Raw genomic sequence first — 18,428 nt, 5'->3', positions numbered from 1 at the left:
TTTTTTAAGAATGCAGGACGAGTTGCCAATTCAAATCCCGTCCTGCATTTAAGATTTAGTTATTTAGGTATATTCTTCAGCAAATTCTTGGCTTGAGTTCCATATTTAGGATCGTTTTGCAACCGTTCTAAATCAGCTTTAGCAGCAGAATAATTCTTCATCTGATAATAGGCAACACCACGCAACATTAAAGCATCAGCATTTTTGGGGTCTATGCTAAGTGTGATATTGGCGTTGCTGATTACTTTGGCATAATTCTTTTGAGAATTGTAATAACTTGCTAAAAGCAATGCCAGTTGAGGATTGCGTTCTATACTTAAGGACTTTTCGTAATATTCCACCATCTTTTTCTTATCATTCATTCCCTCATAATTTTTAGCCATCAGAGCGTATATTTGTGCCAGTTCAGAGGGTTCGGGATTGGAGTCCGCTACCTTTTGCAAATAAAGGTTCGCATTATTATAGTCCTTCAAACCGCTATAGTAATTTGCCAAACGACGATAAAGATCAACGCTGGGTTCAATAGCTAATGCTTTCTGATAATATTTTCCGGCTTCAATCATATTGCCTTTTTCCGCATAGCTATCTGCTACATTGATAAATGCCTTGGCATCCTGAGTGAGCTCTGCATAGTCAATTAAAACTGCATAGGCACGATTTTCATCCTTAATATTATCCCGTAAAACATAAAACTTGGCATAAAGAACATCAGCATCGTTGGGAGTGAGTTTCAATATCTGATCGTAATAAGTTAGCGCTTGTTCATATTTACCTGCTTGTTTAGCTGTAATAGCCATATTGTTATAGATACCAATTATGTTCTGTTGTAGTTCTTCCTGGGTTATCAGTTTGGGAGTGATTGACTTATAAACATTCAGGGCTTTGCTATAGTAATCCAATGCTTCATCAAAACTGCTTAATTCCATACTTTCATTGGCAAGTTCTATATAGGACTTGGCAATGTTCAAATTCATCTTTTCAATGTTCTCGGCAACTGAATCGGCAGGAGTAGCAGTTAGCGCAGCTTCATTAAACAAGGAAATTGCTTCTGTAAAAGCAGAAATAGCATCATTATAAATTTCATCGTTGAATGCCTCAGTTCCTCTTGCAGCTGCTGAATGGGCTAAAATTAAGGGATTACGGACCGGCTCAACGGGTGCTTGAACTTTTTTGTTGCTGCCACAGGCACTAAGCAACACCAAAAGAACAAGGACTACGAAGGTCATTATTTTCTGTTTCATTGGTAAAACCTCCAGATTTTTTTATTAACTATGCCCTCATTGGTCTGATTTTTGTCAACTTAAAAAAGTATAAAGCCCAAAATAAAAGGAAAATTACAAATAATTTTTTGCCCTTGCAATAATGCGCTAACTTACTATGTCAAAAAGTGTTACGCATATTAGGAACTCTGCTGAAACCTCTAAATTCGTAAAAAAAACGAAAAATAAGCATTTTTTTATTGACAGAATTTTCGGAATGCACTTTGTTAAAAATTGAAAGATGTCCTACTCTTTACACTAAACCAAATAAGGAGGTAAAATGAGCAGAGACGAATTGGTAAAAAAGATCGCAGCTAATGCTGGTACTTCTCAAAAAGTAGCCAGTGCAGCCCTCACAGCTGTTCTTGAGGGCATAACGGAATCCTTGAAAAAGGGTGAAAAAGTTTCTTTAGTCGGTTTTGGTTCTTTTAGCGTTGCACATCGTAAAGCACGCAATGGTATCAATCCCAAAACCAAAAAACCTTTGAAGATTCCGGCACGCAATGTTCCGGTTTTCAAAGCTGGTAAAAACCTTAAAGAGGCCGTTAAAAAAGCCAAATAGTTCAATTCCTTTACAAACGGGGCAGAAGACATTTCTTGTTTTCTGCCCTTTTTTTAGTCAGGAGTTATTAGCGCTTTTAAGTTAGGAGTCATTAAGCGTTTTTATAACTTTTAGCTGGGAAATATTTTTATTGGCGATTATGACCCGTGAGGGCAAAAAATTTTCATACGCAGATTACGCGGATTTTATTATGCACCGAGAACGCTGAGAACACCGAAAAAAATGAAGAATTATAAAATATAAATTCATATTAATCTGTTTTATCTGTTTAAAATCCGGGTTGCTAAGTTGTCACGAGTCCTCCGGCTACATTGTGTAGTCGGAGCCCAGCATCCTTTTTTTTGCGATGTCTATTCCCTGTTTCACCATTTCACTTTTTCACCTTTTCACTTTTTTGCAGAGGAACAGCGTCCTCCGGCTACATTGTGTAGTCGGAGCCCAGCATCCTTTTTTTTGCGATGTCTATTCCCTGTTTCACCATTTCACTTTTTCACCTTTTCACTTTTTTGCAGAGGAACAGCGTCCTCCGGCTACATTGTGTAGTCGGAGCCCAGCATCCTTTTTTTTGCGATGTCTATTCCCTGTTTCACCATTTCACTTTTTCACCTTTTCACTTTTTTGCAGAGGAACAGCGTTCTCCGGCTGCACCAGTAAAGAAAGAATTACAGCGGAAAGAGGTTGCAACTGTTTTTTAGTATCTATATTTCCGAAGAGAATTTCACCCTCGTCAGGAATACTTATAGTAACAGTATCAAGACCCAAATTCAAGAATACCAATATTTTTTCACTATCTCCCTCGCGTAGAAAAGCAATAGCATTTTCAGGAGCAGGCAAGAAAGCAAAATGACCATCCCAAAAAGCAGGATGAGCTTTCCTTAAAGAAATTATCTGTTTATAAAAAGCCCTTACTTCGCAGGCAACAGGATTATTTTCCCAATTCCAGTTAAAAGGTCTTCTGTTATCAGGATCTTTTCCACCTTCCATAGCAATTTCATCTCCGTAATAAATATGGGGAGCTCCGATAAAACACATTTGAAAGATAACAGCCAATTTAAGGCGTTGCACATTTCCCCGGCAAATTTCAAAAATACGAGGTGTATCATGACTGCCAAGCAAATTCATCATTGCTTTCAGTGAATGAAAAGGATAAAGACCAAGTCCGGTTTCTATTTTTTGGCAAAACTCCTCTTTGCTGATGATATTTAACACGAAGAATTCAATTACGGGAGTTTTAAAAAAGGCATAGTTCATTACGGAATCAAAATATAAAGGAGAAACCCATTGTCTTGCTTCATGCCATATTTCTCCAACAATCCAGGCATCCGGTTTTACCTTTTTTACTTCTTTCCGGAAAAGTTCCCAAAACCAAAAGGGAACTTCATCCGGCACATCCAGTCGGAAACCATCAATTCCAATATCAATTAGCCACCAGCGAACGGTAGAAATTAAATAATCAACCAAAGGCGCATTAGGACGAGCTTTTCTTATATCACGCACAGCATTTTCGTCGGGATGGGGAAGAGCAAGGTCATAATTCAAATCGGGCATATCTTTTATTCCCCACCAACATTGATAATACTCTTTCGGATTAAAATCTGGAGGAAGGGGTTTTGGCAGCGGCCATTTTTTCCAGTCATACCAATTCCAGTAGGGTGATTGAGGTCCTTTTTCCACACAGTCCCGAAAAGCCCAAAAGGTCTCTCCGGTATGATTGAAAGCCACATCCAGAATTATTCTTATTCCCTTTTGGTGAGCTATTTTTACAAAATCCATCATTTCTTCCGTAGTAGCAAAATGAGGATCTATACTATGGTAATCAGCGCTGTCATATTTATGATTGGATTTTGCTTGCCACAAAGGATTGAAATAAATAACATTAATGCCCAAATCAAGTAGATAATCAAGTTTTTGTCGCACTCCTGCAATATCACCTCCGTAAAAAGAAAAAAAATCCGGTATCCCTTTTTTTTGCCAGGGACTTTGTTTTAATCCGCTAATATCGTTCCAGTCACTAACTAAATGATAATATTCTTTTTCCGGAGAAAGGTTTTCTCCATCAGGAGGCGGTTCTTTACAATCGGCATAATACCATTCATTGAAATCAGGATCGTTGTCTATATTGCCGTTACAGAAACGGTCGGGAAAAATTTGATAGATAATACTGCGGCTAACCCAATCTGGAATTGCGAACAGAGGAATATCTTTTAGGTTTATTTTTATGGGAGAGATATCTTCTTCCATTTTGGAAAAGCCCTCAGCACCTAAATATAGAGCTTTATTTTTATATTGAATTTTTATGCGGAAGGAGAAAATACCTGTTTGTTTAAACAAACAATAAAAGACCTCATAAAGCGGATTTTGTCCGATACGCTTGAATTCTATATTCCAAGATTCGGTTAAAAGATTTATCGTTTCTGCTAATTTGGGATACCAGGAAAAACGCAGTTCATAGTTATTTACACTTGAACGAAAGAACTGATAGAATTTTTCAGGGGCTTTGTTTGGCAGTTGTGCAATAATATCTTCCCAAGTTACTTCTTCTTTTTCTTCTTCCGCAATCAACAGAGAATTTACACCCCCAAAATTATCAGAAACCTGATGAGGGTTGTTTTCATCGGGAATCCAATTGCCATCCACTATAAATTTATATTGATAAACGCCCGGAGGCAGGTCTATAGACAGAGTGTATATTCCGCCAATTTCATCCAGAGGAATAATTTCCCAGGAAGTAAAATCACCTGCTAAACCGACTGTATGTTTTCCAGCAGTTAAGGGTGAATAGCTAAAATGTTGATAACTCATAGCGCCTGTCTTTTGGTTGTTTTCTTTTTGAGGTTATTTTTACGTGCTTTGTCTTCCGAGTTCATTTCCAGTAGCAGATTTTGTGTTTCTTCCTTACCTTTTTCCAATTGCTGTTTTAGATGCAGACCTGTTGCCGATTCAGGACAAGCCATAACTTCTTCAGGAGTGCCAGAACAGATTATTTTTCCGCCTTCATCGCCTCCTTCAGGACCCAAATCAATTATCCAATCCGCGGATTTTATTACATCCATATTGTGTTCTATAACAATAACCGTGTTTCCCATAGCTACGAGTTTTTTTAGAACCTTCAGCAGTTTGTTGATATCATCAAAGTGAAGTCCGGTTGTTGGTTCATCCAAAACATAAAGTGTATTGCCTGTAGAAACCTTGCTTAATTCCCGGGAAAGTTTTATTCTTTGTGCTTCTCCACCGGAAAGAGTGGGGGAGGGCTGTCCCAGTTTTAAATAATCCAATCCTACTTCCTGCAGGGTTTTCAGTTTATTACGAATAGCAGGTATGGCATCAAAAAACTCAATTGCTTCCTGCACATCCATATTAAGCACATCAGCAATGTTTTTTCCTTTATAACGGATAGAAAGTGTTTCCTGGTTGTAGCGTTTGCCTTTGCAGACCTCACAGGTTACAAAAATATCTGCCATAAAGTGCATTTCTATTTGTTTTACTCCGGCACCTTCGCATGCTTCACAGCGTCCACCTTTTACATTGAAGGAAAATCTGCCGGGAGTGTAACCCCGCATTTTGGAAGCAGGCAACTGAGCAAAAAGTTCACGAATGGGATCAAACAATTTAACATAAGTAGAAGGATTGGAACGCGGAGTTCTGCCGATGGGTTGTTGGTCTATAGTAATAATTTTATCTATGTGTTCAATTCCCTTAATTTCATCCATTTTACCAACCTTCTGGGCAGTATGATAAAAATGATTGTGCAGAAAAGGAGAAAGGGTTTGATTGATTAAACTGCTTTTCCCGCTTCCGGAAACGCCTGTAACGCAGACAAAAAGTCCCAAAGGAATATCCACATTCAAATTTTTCAAATTATTATGCCGGGCATTTATGATGCTCAACATTCTGCCATCCGGTTTAATTCTTTTTTCCGGAACAGGAATTTTTAAGCGTCGGGAAAGATATGCTCCGGTTAATGACTGCGGGTTTTGCAAAATTGTTTCTAAAGTTCCTGTGGCAACTATTTCTCCGCCATAAATTCCTGCTCTTGGTCCAAAATCAACTATCTGATCGGCAGTTCTAATGGTATATTCATCATGTTCTACAACGATTACTGTATTACCTAAATCCCTAAGCTGCAAAAGCATAGCCACAAGTTTGGCAACATCGCGTTGATGAAGTCCTATAGTTGGCTCGTCTAAAATATACATAACCCCAACTAATTGACTGCCAATTTGGCTTGCTAAACGAATGCGTTGCGCTTCACCTCCCGAAAGAGTAGGAGACCTTCTATCCAAGGTTAAATAATGTAAACCGACATTCATCAGAAAACCCAAACGGTTCTTTATTTCTTTCAGAATTTCTTCTGCAATAATCTTTTCATTTCCTTTCAACTGCAATTTATCAAAAAAATTATATACCTCACGAATGCTCATTGCTGTAATTTCGCTGATATTTTTACCGGCTATTTTAACAGCCAGCGATGCCGGTTTCAGTTTACTTCCATTACAGGCAGGACAGGGCTTATCACTAATATACAGAAGATAATAACGCCTCATTTCTTCAGAGGTTGTTTCGTGCATTCTCCTTTCCAGCTGAGGAATAATTCCCTCAAAACGCATCATAAATTCACCCCTGCCATTTTCATTTTGCCAAGCATTTTTAAATTTTTTCCCCTTAGAACCGTAAAGAATAAGCTGTTTCACTATTTCCGGCAATTTATACCAAGGAGTGGAAAGAGAAAAATCATAAGCCCTGGCTAAACTTTGGACTGTATTTAAAGTCCAGCTGTGTTGTTTTGTTTCCAAACGACCCCAGGGGGCAACCGCTCCTTCCAAAATACTCAGTTCGGGGTCTGTTATAACCTTATCCGGATCAAATTCCAGTTTATAACCTAAGCCACCACAAAGAGGACAAGCGCCAATAGGGCTGTTGAAAGAAAAGCTTTGAGGGGAAAGTTCTTCAAAACCGATATGGCAATGCGGGCAGGCATTTTGAGCTGAAAGAATTGTTTCTTGCTTTTCTTCCGGATAGTCAATTTTTACAATGCCATCTGCAAGTTTCAAAGCTAATTCCAAAGAATCGGAAAGACGACTTTCAATTTCTTCCTTGATTACAATCCTATCAACCACTACATCTATATTATGCTTACTCTTTTTATCCAATACAATTTCTTCTTCCAAATTTCTTAATTGACCATTGATCATTACTCGCACAAAACCTTCCTGACGAAGCATTTCCAGTTCATCTTTATGTTCGCCTTTACGGTTTTGAACAATGGGAGCCAAAATTTGGAGTTTGGTGCCGGGTTTATTTTGCATTAAATGGGAAATCATCTGATCAATTGTCTGAGAACCAACCGGTCTTCCGCAATTGTAACAATATTGTTTTCCAATTCTGGCATACAAAACCCTTAAATAATCGTAAATTTCGGTAGCAGTTCCTACCGTGGAACGGGGATTTTTACTGGCTGATTTTTGCTCTATAGATATCGCAGGAGAAAGACCTTCAATATAATCAACCTTGGGTTTTTCCATTTGGCCTAAAAATTGTCTGGCATAAGCAGAAAGGGATTCTACATATCTTCTTTGGCCTTCAGCATATAGAGTATCAAACGCTAAGGACGATTTTCCCGAACCGGATACACCGGTAAAAACCACAAGATTATTACGCGGAATAGTTAAATCAATATTTTTCAGATTATGTTCCTGCGCACCTTTTATAATAATAGCTGTCTTCAAATTTCACCTCATCGTTAGCCAAATCTTTTTGTGTCTGACTAATTGTCAAATGAAAATCGGAAGAACGAGGTCCTCATCGGTCACTGGAAATTCTTTTTGGGTTGGCAAGGACATCAACCATCAGAACGAAAAAATTGAAAAATAAAACATCTTTGAATCATAATACTTAATCGCTTGTTATATAGTTGATTAAGTAACGACTCCGTAACACTTCCGTAACACTTCCGTAGTTCCGTTACGGGGTTGTTACGGAAGTGTTACTTTGTTATAAGAAGTAAAAGAGAACAGGGATTGTGCTATGCCTATAATAGGTTTCTCCTTTTCACTATTTTACTTTTCCCCTTTTTCCGCTATAGCTATCAAATAAAGAAAGAACTTGACTAATACTTTATTTATTGATTTTAGGAATTAAAAGATTTTATATTGGAGAAATAGATGAGTAGCACCCCTCGTGGTGAACGCTTGAATATTGCTATAATCGGAAAAAGAAATGCCGGTAAAAGTAGTTTGATAAATGCCCTGGTGGGTCAGGATATTGCCATTGTATCCGCTGTTCCAGGCACAACAACAGACCCTGTTGATAAGCGTTATGAGCTCTTGCCTTTGGGTCCCGTAACTTTTTTTGACACTGCCGGAGTGGATGATACCGGTGAATTAGGTGAAAAAAGGATTAAGGCAACCCAAAAAATACTCTATCGTGCAGATATCGCTATTTTTGTTTCTGACGGCAATGCCTTCAATAATGCCGAACTGAAAATGATAGAAAAGATCAGGGAAATGGAACTGCCAATGCTTATTGTATTTAACAAAAAAGATATAATACCGGTATGTCAGGAAAATATTGCCTTCTGCCAAAAATATTCTCTGCCGTATATTAGCGTTTCTTCCGTTACCAAAGAGGGTATAGATGAATGTAAAGAGAAGCTTATTCAGCTCTCTCCCAAGTATTTGAAAGAAAACAGAATTATTGCCGGAGACCTTGTAGAACCTGGAAACAGTGTTATTTTGGTTACTCCAATTGATACTTCCGCTCCTAAAGGACGCCTTATTTTACCGCAGGTTCAGACATTGCGTGATTTGCTTGACCGAAACTGTCTCGTTACAGTTGTGCAGGAAACGGAGCTAAAATCCGCATTGGATAAGACAAAAGAACCCCCTTCTCTGGTAATAACCGATTCCCAGGTAATAGAAATGGTGGCAAATATTGTGCCTGAAGAAATTCCCCTAACTACTTTTTCCATCCTTTTTGCCCGCTATAAAGGTGAATTGGACATTCTTCTGGAAGGCATAAACCGCCTTAAAACACTGCAAAATGGAGATAAAATTTTGATAGCTGAGGCCTGTTCACATCATATTCAAAAAGATGATATCGGCAGAGTTAAAATTCCGAACTGGATGCAGAAATTCAGCCAAAAAGACCTGATTTTTGATGTTTATGCTGGCTATGACTTTCCCGATAACCTGGAAGAATACACTGTTTGTATCCATTGTGGCGGATGTATGATTACTCCGATGGAAATGAATAGAAGAATTAAAGAATGCTATAGACGCGGAGTCCCCATAACTAATTACGGAATGACCATTGCGTTTTTGCAAGGTGTTTTGGAAAGAACAATTAAGCCCTTATTAAATACAAAGGAGAAAAAAGAATAATGAAGGTCTCCCTTTTACAATTTGAACCCCGTTTACTGGATAAAGAATACAACCTGAAAAAAATGAAACAGTTGCTTATCGGACTGAAAACAGACCTGGTTGTCCTGCCTGAATTATGTAATAGTGGTTATGTTTTCGCGAATAAAGAAGAGGTCTTCTCCGTTGCTGAAGAAGCAGGAAAAGGTGAAACATACTTTGTGTTAAATGATATTGCCAATAGCATTAACTGTAATATAGTTTATGGATATCCTGAGCTTGATGGCAATAACCTTTTTAATTCCTGTATGTTAATAATGCCTGACGGCAGATTCTATAACTATCGTAAAACCCATCTTTTTAATCGGGAAAAACTCTTTTTCAGTCCCGGAGATACCGGTTTTCAGGTTTTTACTATTTTGAATGGAGTAAAAATAGGAATGATGATCTGCTTTGACTGGCAATTTCCCGAGGCAGCCAGAACTCTTGCTCTTTTAGGAGCTCAAATAATCTGCCATCCTGCTAATTTAGTTCTCCCCTGGTGTCAACAGGCAATGAAAACCCGTTGTTTGGAAAATCGGGTATTTGCTGTTACTGCCAATCGTATAGGCACAGAAATCAATGCAGGAGAAATATTTAACTTTACTGGGCAAAGCCAAATATTAAATACCAGAGGTGAAGTTCTTTCCTCTCTGTCAGTTAGCGAAGAAGGAACTATAACCGTAGAAATTAATCCTGAAGAAGCAAACGACAAAACGGTAACTGAACGCAATGATGCCTTTAAAGATAGAAGACCAGAGTTTTATAAATTATGAATAAAAATGAATTAAAAGCCAGAATTGACCGCTTAAGAGCTGAAATAGAACATCATAATCGGCTCTATTATACTCTTGCCAAACCCGAAATCAGTGATTATGAATATGATATGCTGGTGAAGGAATTACAGGAATTGGAAGCACAATATGCAGAAGGTGCAGTTGAAGAATCACCCACTCAAAAAGTTGGAAGCGACCTTACTCCAGGGGCTAAAACCATTCCTCATAAAGTGCGGATGGCAAGTTTGGAAAATGCTTATTCTTTGGAAGAGGTTTTGGCTTTTATCAATCGGACAAATAATGATTTGGGTTATGCCAGTGAATACTGTGCGGAATTGAAAATAGACGGATTTAGCATCAACCTTTATTATGAAAACGGAAATTTTATTTATGCTACAACCCGGGGCGATGGTTTGGAAGGTGAAGATGTAACAGAAAATTTTCGTTTGCTCCCGGATGTTCCTTTTACCATTGATTATAAAGGAGCCATAGAAATTAGAGGCGAAATATATATACCCGTGCAGGATTTTCTGGCGCTGAATGAATTCCGCAGAGAAAATGAATTGAAGACCTTTGCTAATCCGCGTAACGCAGCTGCCGGCTCAATTAAGCTGAAAAGTAGAGAGGAAGTGAAGTCCCGTCATTTGAAGGCATTGTTTTATGCTTTGGGCTACTATGAGACCCCCCTGCAGTATAAAAATGAAATTATAGATAAGCAAACCCGATTATTGGACTTTTTGGATGAACTTGGCTTCCCAACAAGTAAAAGAACTTTATGCAAGCACTATCAGGAAGCGGAAAAATTCTGCCTGCAAATGGAACAGGAACGTTATACTATTCCCTATGATATTGATGGCATTGTGATTAAGGTTAATAGTTTGGAAGATCAGAAAAAATTGGGCTGGACGGCTAAAAGTCCCAAATGGGCAATTGCCTATAAATTTAAGCCGGAAGAAAAAGAAACCGTTCTGGAATCGGTTAGTTTTCAGGTTGGTAGAACCGGTGCAGTTACTCCTGTAGCTAATCTAAAGCCGGTTTTTATTTCCGGAAGCACCGTTTCTCACGCTACTTTGCATAATGCCGATGAAATAAAACGGTTGGATTTGCATTATGGCGATACTGTTTTAGTGGTTAAAAGCGGAGAAATTATCCCTAAAATCCTTTCCGTAAATGTCAGTAAACGCCCTGTAAATGCCAAACCGGTTATTTTTCCTGCAACCTGTCCTGTTTGTAATGCACCTTTACAACGCGACGAAGATGGCAGTATAAACTACTGTCCTAATGCCAATTGCCCCGCTCAGATACAGCGTAAACTGGAACATTTTGCTTCGCGTGAAGCAATGGATATTTATGGCTTAGGCAGTTCACTAATAGCGCGTTTGATAGAAACAGGTCAGATTAAATGGATACCTGATATCTATCATCTTGATTATAATAAAATTGCAGAAATGGAAAGAATGGGAAAAAAATCTGCCGATAATTTACAAAAAGCCATTGAAGCATCTAAAACCAAAAATTTTGACAGAGTTCTTTTCGCTCTCGGAATAAGACATATCGGCTCTATTACTGCCCGCACTCTGGCTCAACACTTTAAAAATATTGATGCTCTTATTATGGCAAAGGAAGAAGAACTTTTAAGCGTTCCCGATATTGGTTCCATTATTGCCCGGTCCATTATCGGTTTCTTCTCCCAAAAAAGCAATCGGGAATTGATTGACTCTTTGAGAAAAGTCGGATTACAATTCACTTACATAAGCCCGCAAAGTTCTGCTATCTTAGCTGGAAAGACCTTTTTAATAACGGGAACTCTGCCCAACTATAGTAGAAAAGATATGGAAACACTGATTACGGAACACGGAGGAAAAATTTTAAGTGGTGTAAGTAAACAGCTGAATTACCTTATAGTAGGTGAAAATCCCGGCTCCAAACTGGATAAGGCACACCAACTGGGAACGGTTAAAATTATCAGTGAAGCGGAACTTTTGGATATGCTGCAATGAAAATATTGAAACGCTATCTCCTAAAAGAGCATATCGCACCTTTTTTTATTGCTCTGATGGTAGTTACCTTTGTGCTATTGAGCGACAGAATTATTGACTTAATGAATCTGATAATTGAAAAGAAACTGCCCTGGCAAACGGTTTTTGAGGTCTTTGGTCTTTCTCTGCCTTATATGCTTGCTCTTTCTATTCCAATGGCTGTGCTGGTAGCTACAATTCTTGCTTTTGGTAGAATGAGTGTGGATAGAGAAATTACAGCTATTAAATCCAGCGGTATAAATGTTTATTCTTTAATCGGACCTTTGGTAATCGCTGCCTTGCTGTTAACCGGATTGATGGTGTATTTTAACCATTGGTTTTTGCCCGATACGAACCATAAATTGAAAAACCTGATGCTGAAAATTGCTTACTACAAACCAATGACAATTATCAAAGAAAAGGAATTTACCAATTTTATGGATTATACAATATATGCCAGAGAAACAACTGATAGCTTGCTGACGGATGTTTTAATCTATGATCGTAGTCAGTCACATTTTCCACGCACCATTTTTGCTAAAAGCGGTAATGTGATTCAAAAAGATAATGGCAATTCTCTCCAAATAATTTTGAATGACGGTGAAATGCATGAACGCAACGAAAAAGAAGTCGGTAAATACCAGAAAACTACCTTCAGTCGTTATATAATTAATGTGCGTAACTTGGGCAGTAATATGGAAATGTTTGAAACTGGCTATAGAAGTGACCGGGAAATGACTTATAATCAATTGATTACAGCTATTGGAGATCACAAAAAAGAACTGCAGACAAAACAGCAGGAAATTGAAGAACTAAATAAACGCATTGAATTACTCCAAAAAAGCCCGCAGAATTTTACCCGCAATATGGAACTGCGTCGTTTACAGGCAATGCAAAAAATGGTAATTGACCGCACCCAGGAGCTGAAAGAATTGATCAACTCTTTACTAGTGGAATATCATAAAAAGTTCTCTATGTCTTTTGCTATCATTATCTTTGTCCTGATTGGAATTCCCTTGGGTTTGATGACCAGAACAAGCGGAATTGGAATGTCTTTTTCCGTTTCTTCTATAATTTTCCTGGTCTATTATATTGCTCTTAATGGCGGTGAACAACTTGCCGATAAAGGATTTATGCCTCCTTTTTTAGCTATGTGGCTGGCTAACATCATATTTTTAATTTTAGCCGTTCTGCTTATAATAGGTTCCATAAAAGAGAAACGGCTTCTGGATATGCCTACTCTGATATGGAAAATTAAACATTATAGGAATAGAAAAGCTCCTGTTCCCGATGAGATTGTGCACTAAAAATGAGAATTCTTGATAAATATATCATCCGTGAATTTCTGCGCACCTACCTAATCATCTTCCTTTCCTTTGTAGCTATCTTTGTAGTTATTGATGTAATTGACAATCTTCCGCGGTTAATTCGCAACGGAGCTACCGCTCAACAGGCAACTATATACTATTTGATGAGGTTACCTTATCTACTTGTGTTAACTTCTCCGGTTACGGTTCTGTTAACCGGTTTGTTTATGATGAGCGCTTTATCCAAACATAATGAAAGTATCGCTATTCGTGCTGCCGGAATTAGTATAAAAAGAGCTATGCTACCTCTTTTTGGAATTGGGCTTATAATCAGCATTGCAGTTGCCGTATTTGGAGAATATGTAGTCCCTTGGGCTGAAACCACTAAAAATTATGTTTATAATGTCCAAATCAAAGGTCAGCAACCGGATGACCAAATGCTGAAAGCCAGAATCCACTATCAGGGTAAAGCTAACGATTTTTACTATTTCGGTTTCTTTGATGGCTATAAAAACAACCTAAAAATTATTGACCTTACCCGTATTGATTTTAAAACTAAACAGATAACTGAACATATTACTGCTTCCTCTGCGGACTGGAATGGTTCTCGCTGGATTTTAAAGGATTGTGATCTTAGAAGATTTGCTAATGGTAAGCAGGTCTTTATGGCTCATTATCCGCAAACCGATTTAGTTATTCTGGATGTTCAACCCCAGGATTTTATCCGCATTTCTCAAAAAACCCTCTCTCTCAATTTTTGGCAGTTAAAAGAATATATCGGCAGGATGAAAAAACTGGGAGATAATGCAGCAAGAGAAATTGTGGATTTACATATGAAAATTTCCTTTCCGCTTACCAATCTCATAGTTATCTTTTTCTTCATCCCGATTGCCACTTCCAATATTCGCTCCAAAGGACGCGGCTGGATAATTATGCTCGGTTTGGTTGTCTGTTTTATCTACTTAATTGTGGTAAGGGTTTGCCAAAGTTTGGGCTACAACAGCATTATCAATCCCTTCTGGGCTGCCTGGTTTCCTAACATCTTCTTTACTCTTTTGGGCTTGGGCTTCCTCCATAAAGCCGAAATTTGATTACTCAGCATTTCTCTTCTGCTTGTTTTGACTCACAATTTTGCCACTGCCAACACGGAAACCACAACCCACAAATTGCATTCACTTACAACCGAGTTTTTACTGGTCCCCTCATTTCAAAATTGTGAGTTAAAACAAGAATATAAAGATATTCAAGATTCTATTGATTATGTTTATAAAGTAAAAAACAATACCCAATTAAGAGCCAAGCGCTTATATGAAAAATACGGATGGAGTAAAGAAGAATGTATAAGTATAGCAAAAGGATATATTTTTATGGGTATGACTAAAGAACAACTTATTATGGCTTGGGGAAAACCCAAGGATATCAATAGAACTGTAACAAGGTATTCAACTGATGAACAATGGGTTTATGGGGATTTTGGTCCTTATGTATATTTGAAAGATGGGGTTGTTACTTCCTGGCAGGATTAGAAAATTTTCTGTTTTAGGGGAAAGTTTTGACTCCCAATTATAAGATGTATCCAGGTTTTACTGGCTAACGATAAAAAATTGTTATTTAAAAAACAATAAATTATCTCTTCACAATTCCTACTTGACAAACAGCACAATACTAAAATTGAGGATTGATAAATAATATTAATAAAGACAAGGGAAGATACTTAAGGTCTAAATAAATATACCTTTCTTCCTGAGATAAGGAGTTTTACTTTGTTGGCAGATAACAATCGTATTGCCATTCATCCGATATTGCCGATTCCCGAAAGAGAAGAGGTCTTTTTTTACTGGAATGGACAAAAACTAAAGGCAAAAAGTGGAGAAATGATTGCTTCAGCCCTTATTGCCAATGGTATATCTATTTTTGGTCATCATCATAAAGATGGCAGTGCACAAGGTATATTTTGTGCTAATGGTCAATGTTCTCAATGCAGTGTAATAGCTAATGGCGTAGCTGTAAAGTCATGTATGACAGCTGTTAGTGAAAATATGATTGTGCAATCGCTGGAAGGGTTACCTATCCTTCCTGCAGAAGATACACCCTTAAACTTTGAACCCCTGGAATATATTAAAACCGATGTTCTTATTATTGGTGGAGGTCCTGCAGGGCTTTCTGCTGCTATTGAACTGGGCAAACAGAATATCCAGACATTGTTGATTGACGATAAAAATGCTTTAGGGGGAAAACTTGTTCTGCAAACGCATAAATTCTTTGGTTCGCAGGAAGATAGCAGTGCTGGAACCAGAGGTATTGATATCAGCAAAAATCTCTCTGAGGAACTTGCCAAATTCGGTAGTGTAGAAATTTGGCTAAATAGCACAGCTGTCTTCGTGTTCAGCGATAAAAAAGTAGGTATCTTGAAAGACGGTGTCTATAAAATAGTTGAACCCAAGCGTATTTTAAACACTGCCGGAGCAAGAGAAAAATTCTTAAGATTTCCTGGGAACAATTTAGCCAGAATTTATGGAGCAGGAGCTTTTCAGACCTTAGTAAATAGAGACCTTGTGCGTCCTACCAAGCGTCTTTTTATTATTGGTGGTGGCAATGTTGGTTTAATTGCAGGTTACCATTCATTGCAAGCAGGGATTGAAGTTGTAGGTTTGGCAGAAGCAATGCCTGTTTGCGGGGGCTATAAAGTTCATTCCGATAAACTGAAACGCTTTGGAGTGCCGATTTATACTTCGCATTCTATACTTTGTGCTAATGGTAAAGAATCGGTTGAAAGCATCACTATTGCCGAAATTGATAAAAACTTTCAACCTATACCTAAAACGGAAAAGACCTTCGCCTGCGATACTATTTTAATAGCTGTGGGCTTAAATCCCTTAAATGAATTCACTTGTGAAGCAATGGATGCAGGAATTCCTGTGAAAGCTGCAGGTGATGCTTTAGAAATTGCAGAAGCAAGTTCAGCAATGTTTAACGGTAAAATTGCCGGAGTGAAAATCGCTGCAGAACTGAAAGGAAATAAAGAAAACCCTATTCCGGAAGAATGGTATGCCAAAGCAGAAGAGCTAAAGTCGCCTCCGGGAATTATAAAAAGCTATCAGACCCCGGAAAAGGAAGAAGGTGTATTCCCCGTTTTGCATTGCTTGCAGGAAATTCCCTGTAATCCCTGCACAACTGTTTGTCCTACAAATAGTATCAAAACTGAGGATGGTTCACTGATGGCTGTTCCTGTTTATCAAGGTTCTTGTATTGGCTGTGGAAAATGCCTTTTGATTTGTCCCGGTTTAGCTATAACCTTAGTGGACTACCGCAAAGATAAAGAAAATCCCACAGTCAGCATTGTTTACGAAGTAACAAACTATCCAGTCCAAATAGGTGAAAAAAAAATCCTGAACGATATAGATGCCAACGAATTAGGTGAATATGCCATTACCGCTGTTCAGGATTTTCCCAAACAGCATACCCAAATAGTAAAATTCCAGGTGCCTAAGGCAATTGCTAAAAAAGTAGCAGGTTTTAGAATTCAGGATGCAAGTGTTTCTGCCCCAATAGATAAACCAATTATTTTTGAAAAGACCTCTGATGAGGCAATGATTTGCTTATGTGAAAGAGTCAGTGTAGGGCAAGTGCGAGCCCTTATTAAAAAAGGCATTACGGACTTAAATCTGATTAAAGCGATTACCAGAGCAGGAATGGGACCTTGTGGTTCCAAAACCTGTGAGGTTTTGATAAAGGGTTTGCTTCGTGAAGAAGGGATTCCTGATAAAGAAGTTGTTCCCAATACCAAAAGACCTCTTTTTATAGAAATCTCTTTAGCAAAATTTCCTGACGGGAGCGCAAAATGAAGAATATCTATGACATAATTGTAATTGGAGCTGGTTCAATCGGATTACCGACCGCTTATAATTTAGCTAAAGCGGGAATGAAGGTTTTAGTTCTGGAAGCGGAACATAGTCCCGGACAGGGAAATAACAAAAAAGCCATCGGTGGAGTACGAGCTACGCATTCCGATTTTGGTAAAATCAATGTCTGCCTTCGTTCTATTGAAATTTTGAAGAACTGGCAGGAAGAAACGGGTGAAGATATTGGCTGGCTTTCCAATGGCTATAGTTATCCTGCCTATAATGAAAAAGATGCCCAAGAATTGCAAGACCTGATGAAGATACAACATAGTTTTGGACTTAATATTAAATGGCTTAGCCCCAATGAATATAGTGAAATCGTTCCTGGTATTTTACAAGAGTACTTGCAGGGTTCAACTTATTCTCCGGAAGATGGTTCTTGTTCACCGTTACTTGTTTCTGCTGCCTATTTTGAACATTCCCAAAAAGCAGGAGTGGAATTCCATTTTCAGGAACGCGTTACCGGATTTGACATTAGAGCCAGCAAAATCAATAAGGTTATGACTAATAAGGGTATTTATTCCTGTGCCAAAGTGGTTAATGCAGCCGGAAGTTATGCACGCGAAATTGGCAAACTGGCTAATATTGATTTACCCGTTTTTCCGGAGAATCATGAAGCAGGAATTACTGAACCGGTAGAAAGGTTTTTTGGTCCGATGGTTATAGATATGCGTTTAGCATTAGGAAGTGCCAATTTCTATTTTTACCAGAATAATGAAGGGCAGATTGTATTTTGTATAACTCCCGAACCACCGATTGAGGGAATTGATAATCGTTCCACTTCTGTCTTTTTACCAATGTGTAGTAAAAGAATGCTGACAATTTATCCGCGTTTACGCAATTTGAAAGTGCGCAGAACCTGGAGAGGACAGTATCCTATGACTCCGGATGGCTTTCCTTTAGTAGGAATTATGCAGGAGGTGGAAAACCTTGTTAATACAGTAGGAATGTGTGGTCAGGGCTTTATGCTTGGTCCCGGAATGGGAGAACTGGTAACCCGTATTTGTTTGGAAAGCACTACAGATAAGGATTTGAAGATATTGGAGAGCTTTGATCCTTATCGGCAGTTTACGAGTCAGGAAGCGTTTAAATAGATTTCTATTACAAAGAGAAAAGTGAGAGTTTAGCCACCGAAGTCACCGAAAAGGAATTTTTGCAGAAGAATGAATATGTAGAAAGGATTATTGAATAATTGTGGTGTTCTCAGTAA

General features: G+C 38.3%; 12 protein-coding genes. 9 read left to right on the top strand and 3 right to left on the bottom strand.

Features of this window, described 5'->3' with window-relative positions; genetic code table 11:
* Positions 1-59 precede the first annotated feature (59 nt).
* Positions 60-1,241: a tetratricopeptide repeat protein gene (locus tag CLOAM_RS04615; protein ID WP_015424704.1), complete on the bottom strand. Its 1,182-nt coding sequence runs from the start codon at positions 1,239-1,241 to the stop codon at positions 60-62.
* A gap of 298 nt (positions 1,242-1,539) precedes the next feature.
* Between CLOAM_RS04615 and CLOAM_RS04610 the strand changes: the two genes are divergently transcribed.
* A complete protein-coding gene (locus tag CLOAM_RS04610) occupies positions 1,540-1,821 on the top strand; it encodes an HU family DNA-binding protein (RefSeq protein ID WP_015424703.1) in 282 nt (93 codons plus the stop codon).
* A 594-nt stretch (positions 1,822-2,415) separates the two neighbouring features.
* On the opposite strand, the gene CLOAM_RS04605 is transcribed toward CLOAM_RS04610, so the two are convergent.
* Complete coding sequence (locus CLOAM_RS04605; RefSeq protein ID WP_015424702.1) at positions 2,416-4,623, bottom strand: alpha-amylase family glycosyl hydrolase; 2,208 nt, start codon at positions 4,621-4,623, stop codon at positions 2,416-2,418.
* The gene (gene uvrA / locus CLOAM_RS04600; protein WP_015424701.1) at positions 4,620-7,547 is read right to left on the bottom strand and encodes an excinuclease ABC subunit UvrA; all 2,928 of its coding nucleotides are present in this window, start codon (positions 7,545-7,547) and stop codon (positions 4,620-4,622) included. The genes CLOAM_RS04605 and uvrA overlap by 4 nt, the downstream gene beginning before the upstream one ends.
* Before the next feature lie 435 nt (positions 7,548-7,982).
* On the opposite strand from uvrA, the gene hydF reads away from it, so the two are divergent.
* The 8 genes from hydF to CLOAM_RS04560 all read left to right on the top strand — a co-directional run bounded on the left by hydF (position 7,983) and on the right by CLOAM_RS04560 (position 18,312).
* Positions 7,983-9,200 carry a [FeFe] hydrogenase H-cluster maturation GTPase HydF gene (gene hydF / locus CLOAM_RS04595; protein ID WP_015424700.1) on the top strand — a complete coding sequence of 406 codons (1,218 nt, stop codon included), beginning with the start codon at positions 7,983-7,985 and terminating at the stop codon, positions 9,198-9,200.
* Positions 9,200-9,991 carry a nitrilase-related carbon-nitrogen hydrolase gene (locus tag CLOAM_RS04590; protein ID WP_015424699.1) on the top strand — a complete coding sequence of 264 codons (792 nt, stop codon included), beginning with the start codon at positions 9,200-9,202 and terminating at the stop codon, positions 9,989-9,991. The genes hydF and CLOAM_RS04590 overlap by 1 nt, the downstream gene beginning before the upstream one ends.
* The gene (ligA, locus tag CLOAM_RS04585) at positions 9,988-11,991 is read left to right on the top strand and encodes an NAD-dependent DNA ligase LigA (RefSeq protein ID WP_015424698.1); all 2,004 of its coding nucleotides are present in this window, start codon (positions 9,988-9,990) and stop codon (positions 11,989-11,991) included. Before CLOAM_RS04590 ends, ligA begins: the two co-directional genes overlap by 4 nt.
* Positions 11,988-13,316, top strand: a complete 1,329-nt coding sequence (locus CLOAM_RS04580) for an LptF/LptG family permease (protein WP_015424697.1) — start codon at positions 11,988-11,990, stop codon at positions 13,314-13,316. The genes ligA and CLOAM_RS04580 overlap by 4 nt, the downstream gene beginning before the upstream one ends.
* A gap of 2 nt (positions 13,317-13,318) precedes the next feature.
* A complete protein-coding gene (lptG, locus tag CLOAM_RS09035) occupies positions 13,319-14,407 on the top strand; it encodes an LPS export ABC transporter permease LptG (RefSeq protein WP_015424696.1) in 1,089 nt (362 codons plus the stop codon).
* A gap of 27 nt (positions 14,408-14,434) precedes the next feature.
* A complete protein-coding gene (locus CLOAM_RS04570) occupies positions 14,435-14,842 on the top strand; it encodes a hypothetical protein (protein ID WP_044278930.1) in 408 nt (135 codons plus the stop codon).
* 240 nt (positions 14,843-15,082) lie between these two features.
* The gene (locus tag CLOAM_RS04565) at positions 15,083-17,161 is read left to right on the top strand and encodes a 2Fe-2S iron-sulfur cluster-binding protein (RefSeq protein ID WP_157860006.1); all 2,079 of its coding nucleotides are present in this window, start codon (positions 15,083-15,085) and stop codon (positions 17,159-17,161) included.
* Positions 17,158-18,312, top strand: a complete 1,155-nt coding sequence (locus tag CLOAM_RS04560) for an NAD(P)/FAD-dependent oxidoreductase (protein WP_015424693.1) — start codon at positions 17,158-17,160, stop codon at positions 18,310-18,312. Before CLOAM_RS04565 ends, CLOAM_RS04560 begins: the two co-directional genes overlap by 4 nt.
* The last annotated feature ends 116 nt before the right edge of the window (positions 18,313-18,428 follow it).

The organism is Candidatus Cloacimonas acidaminovorans str. Evry (assembly GCF_000146065.2).
In the GTDB taxonomy this organism is placed as follows: Bacteria; Cloacimonadota; Cloacimonadia; order Cloacimonadales; family Cloacimonadaceae; genus Cloacimonas; species Cloacimonas acidaminivorans.
Note: the sequence above shows the minus strand (reverse complement) of the source record. Positions and strands in the feature narration are given on the sequence as shown.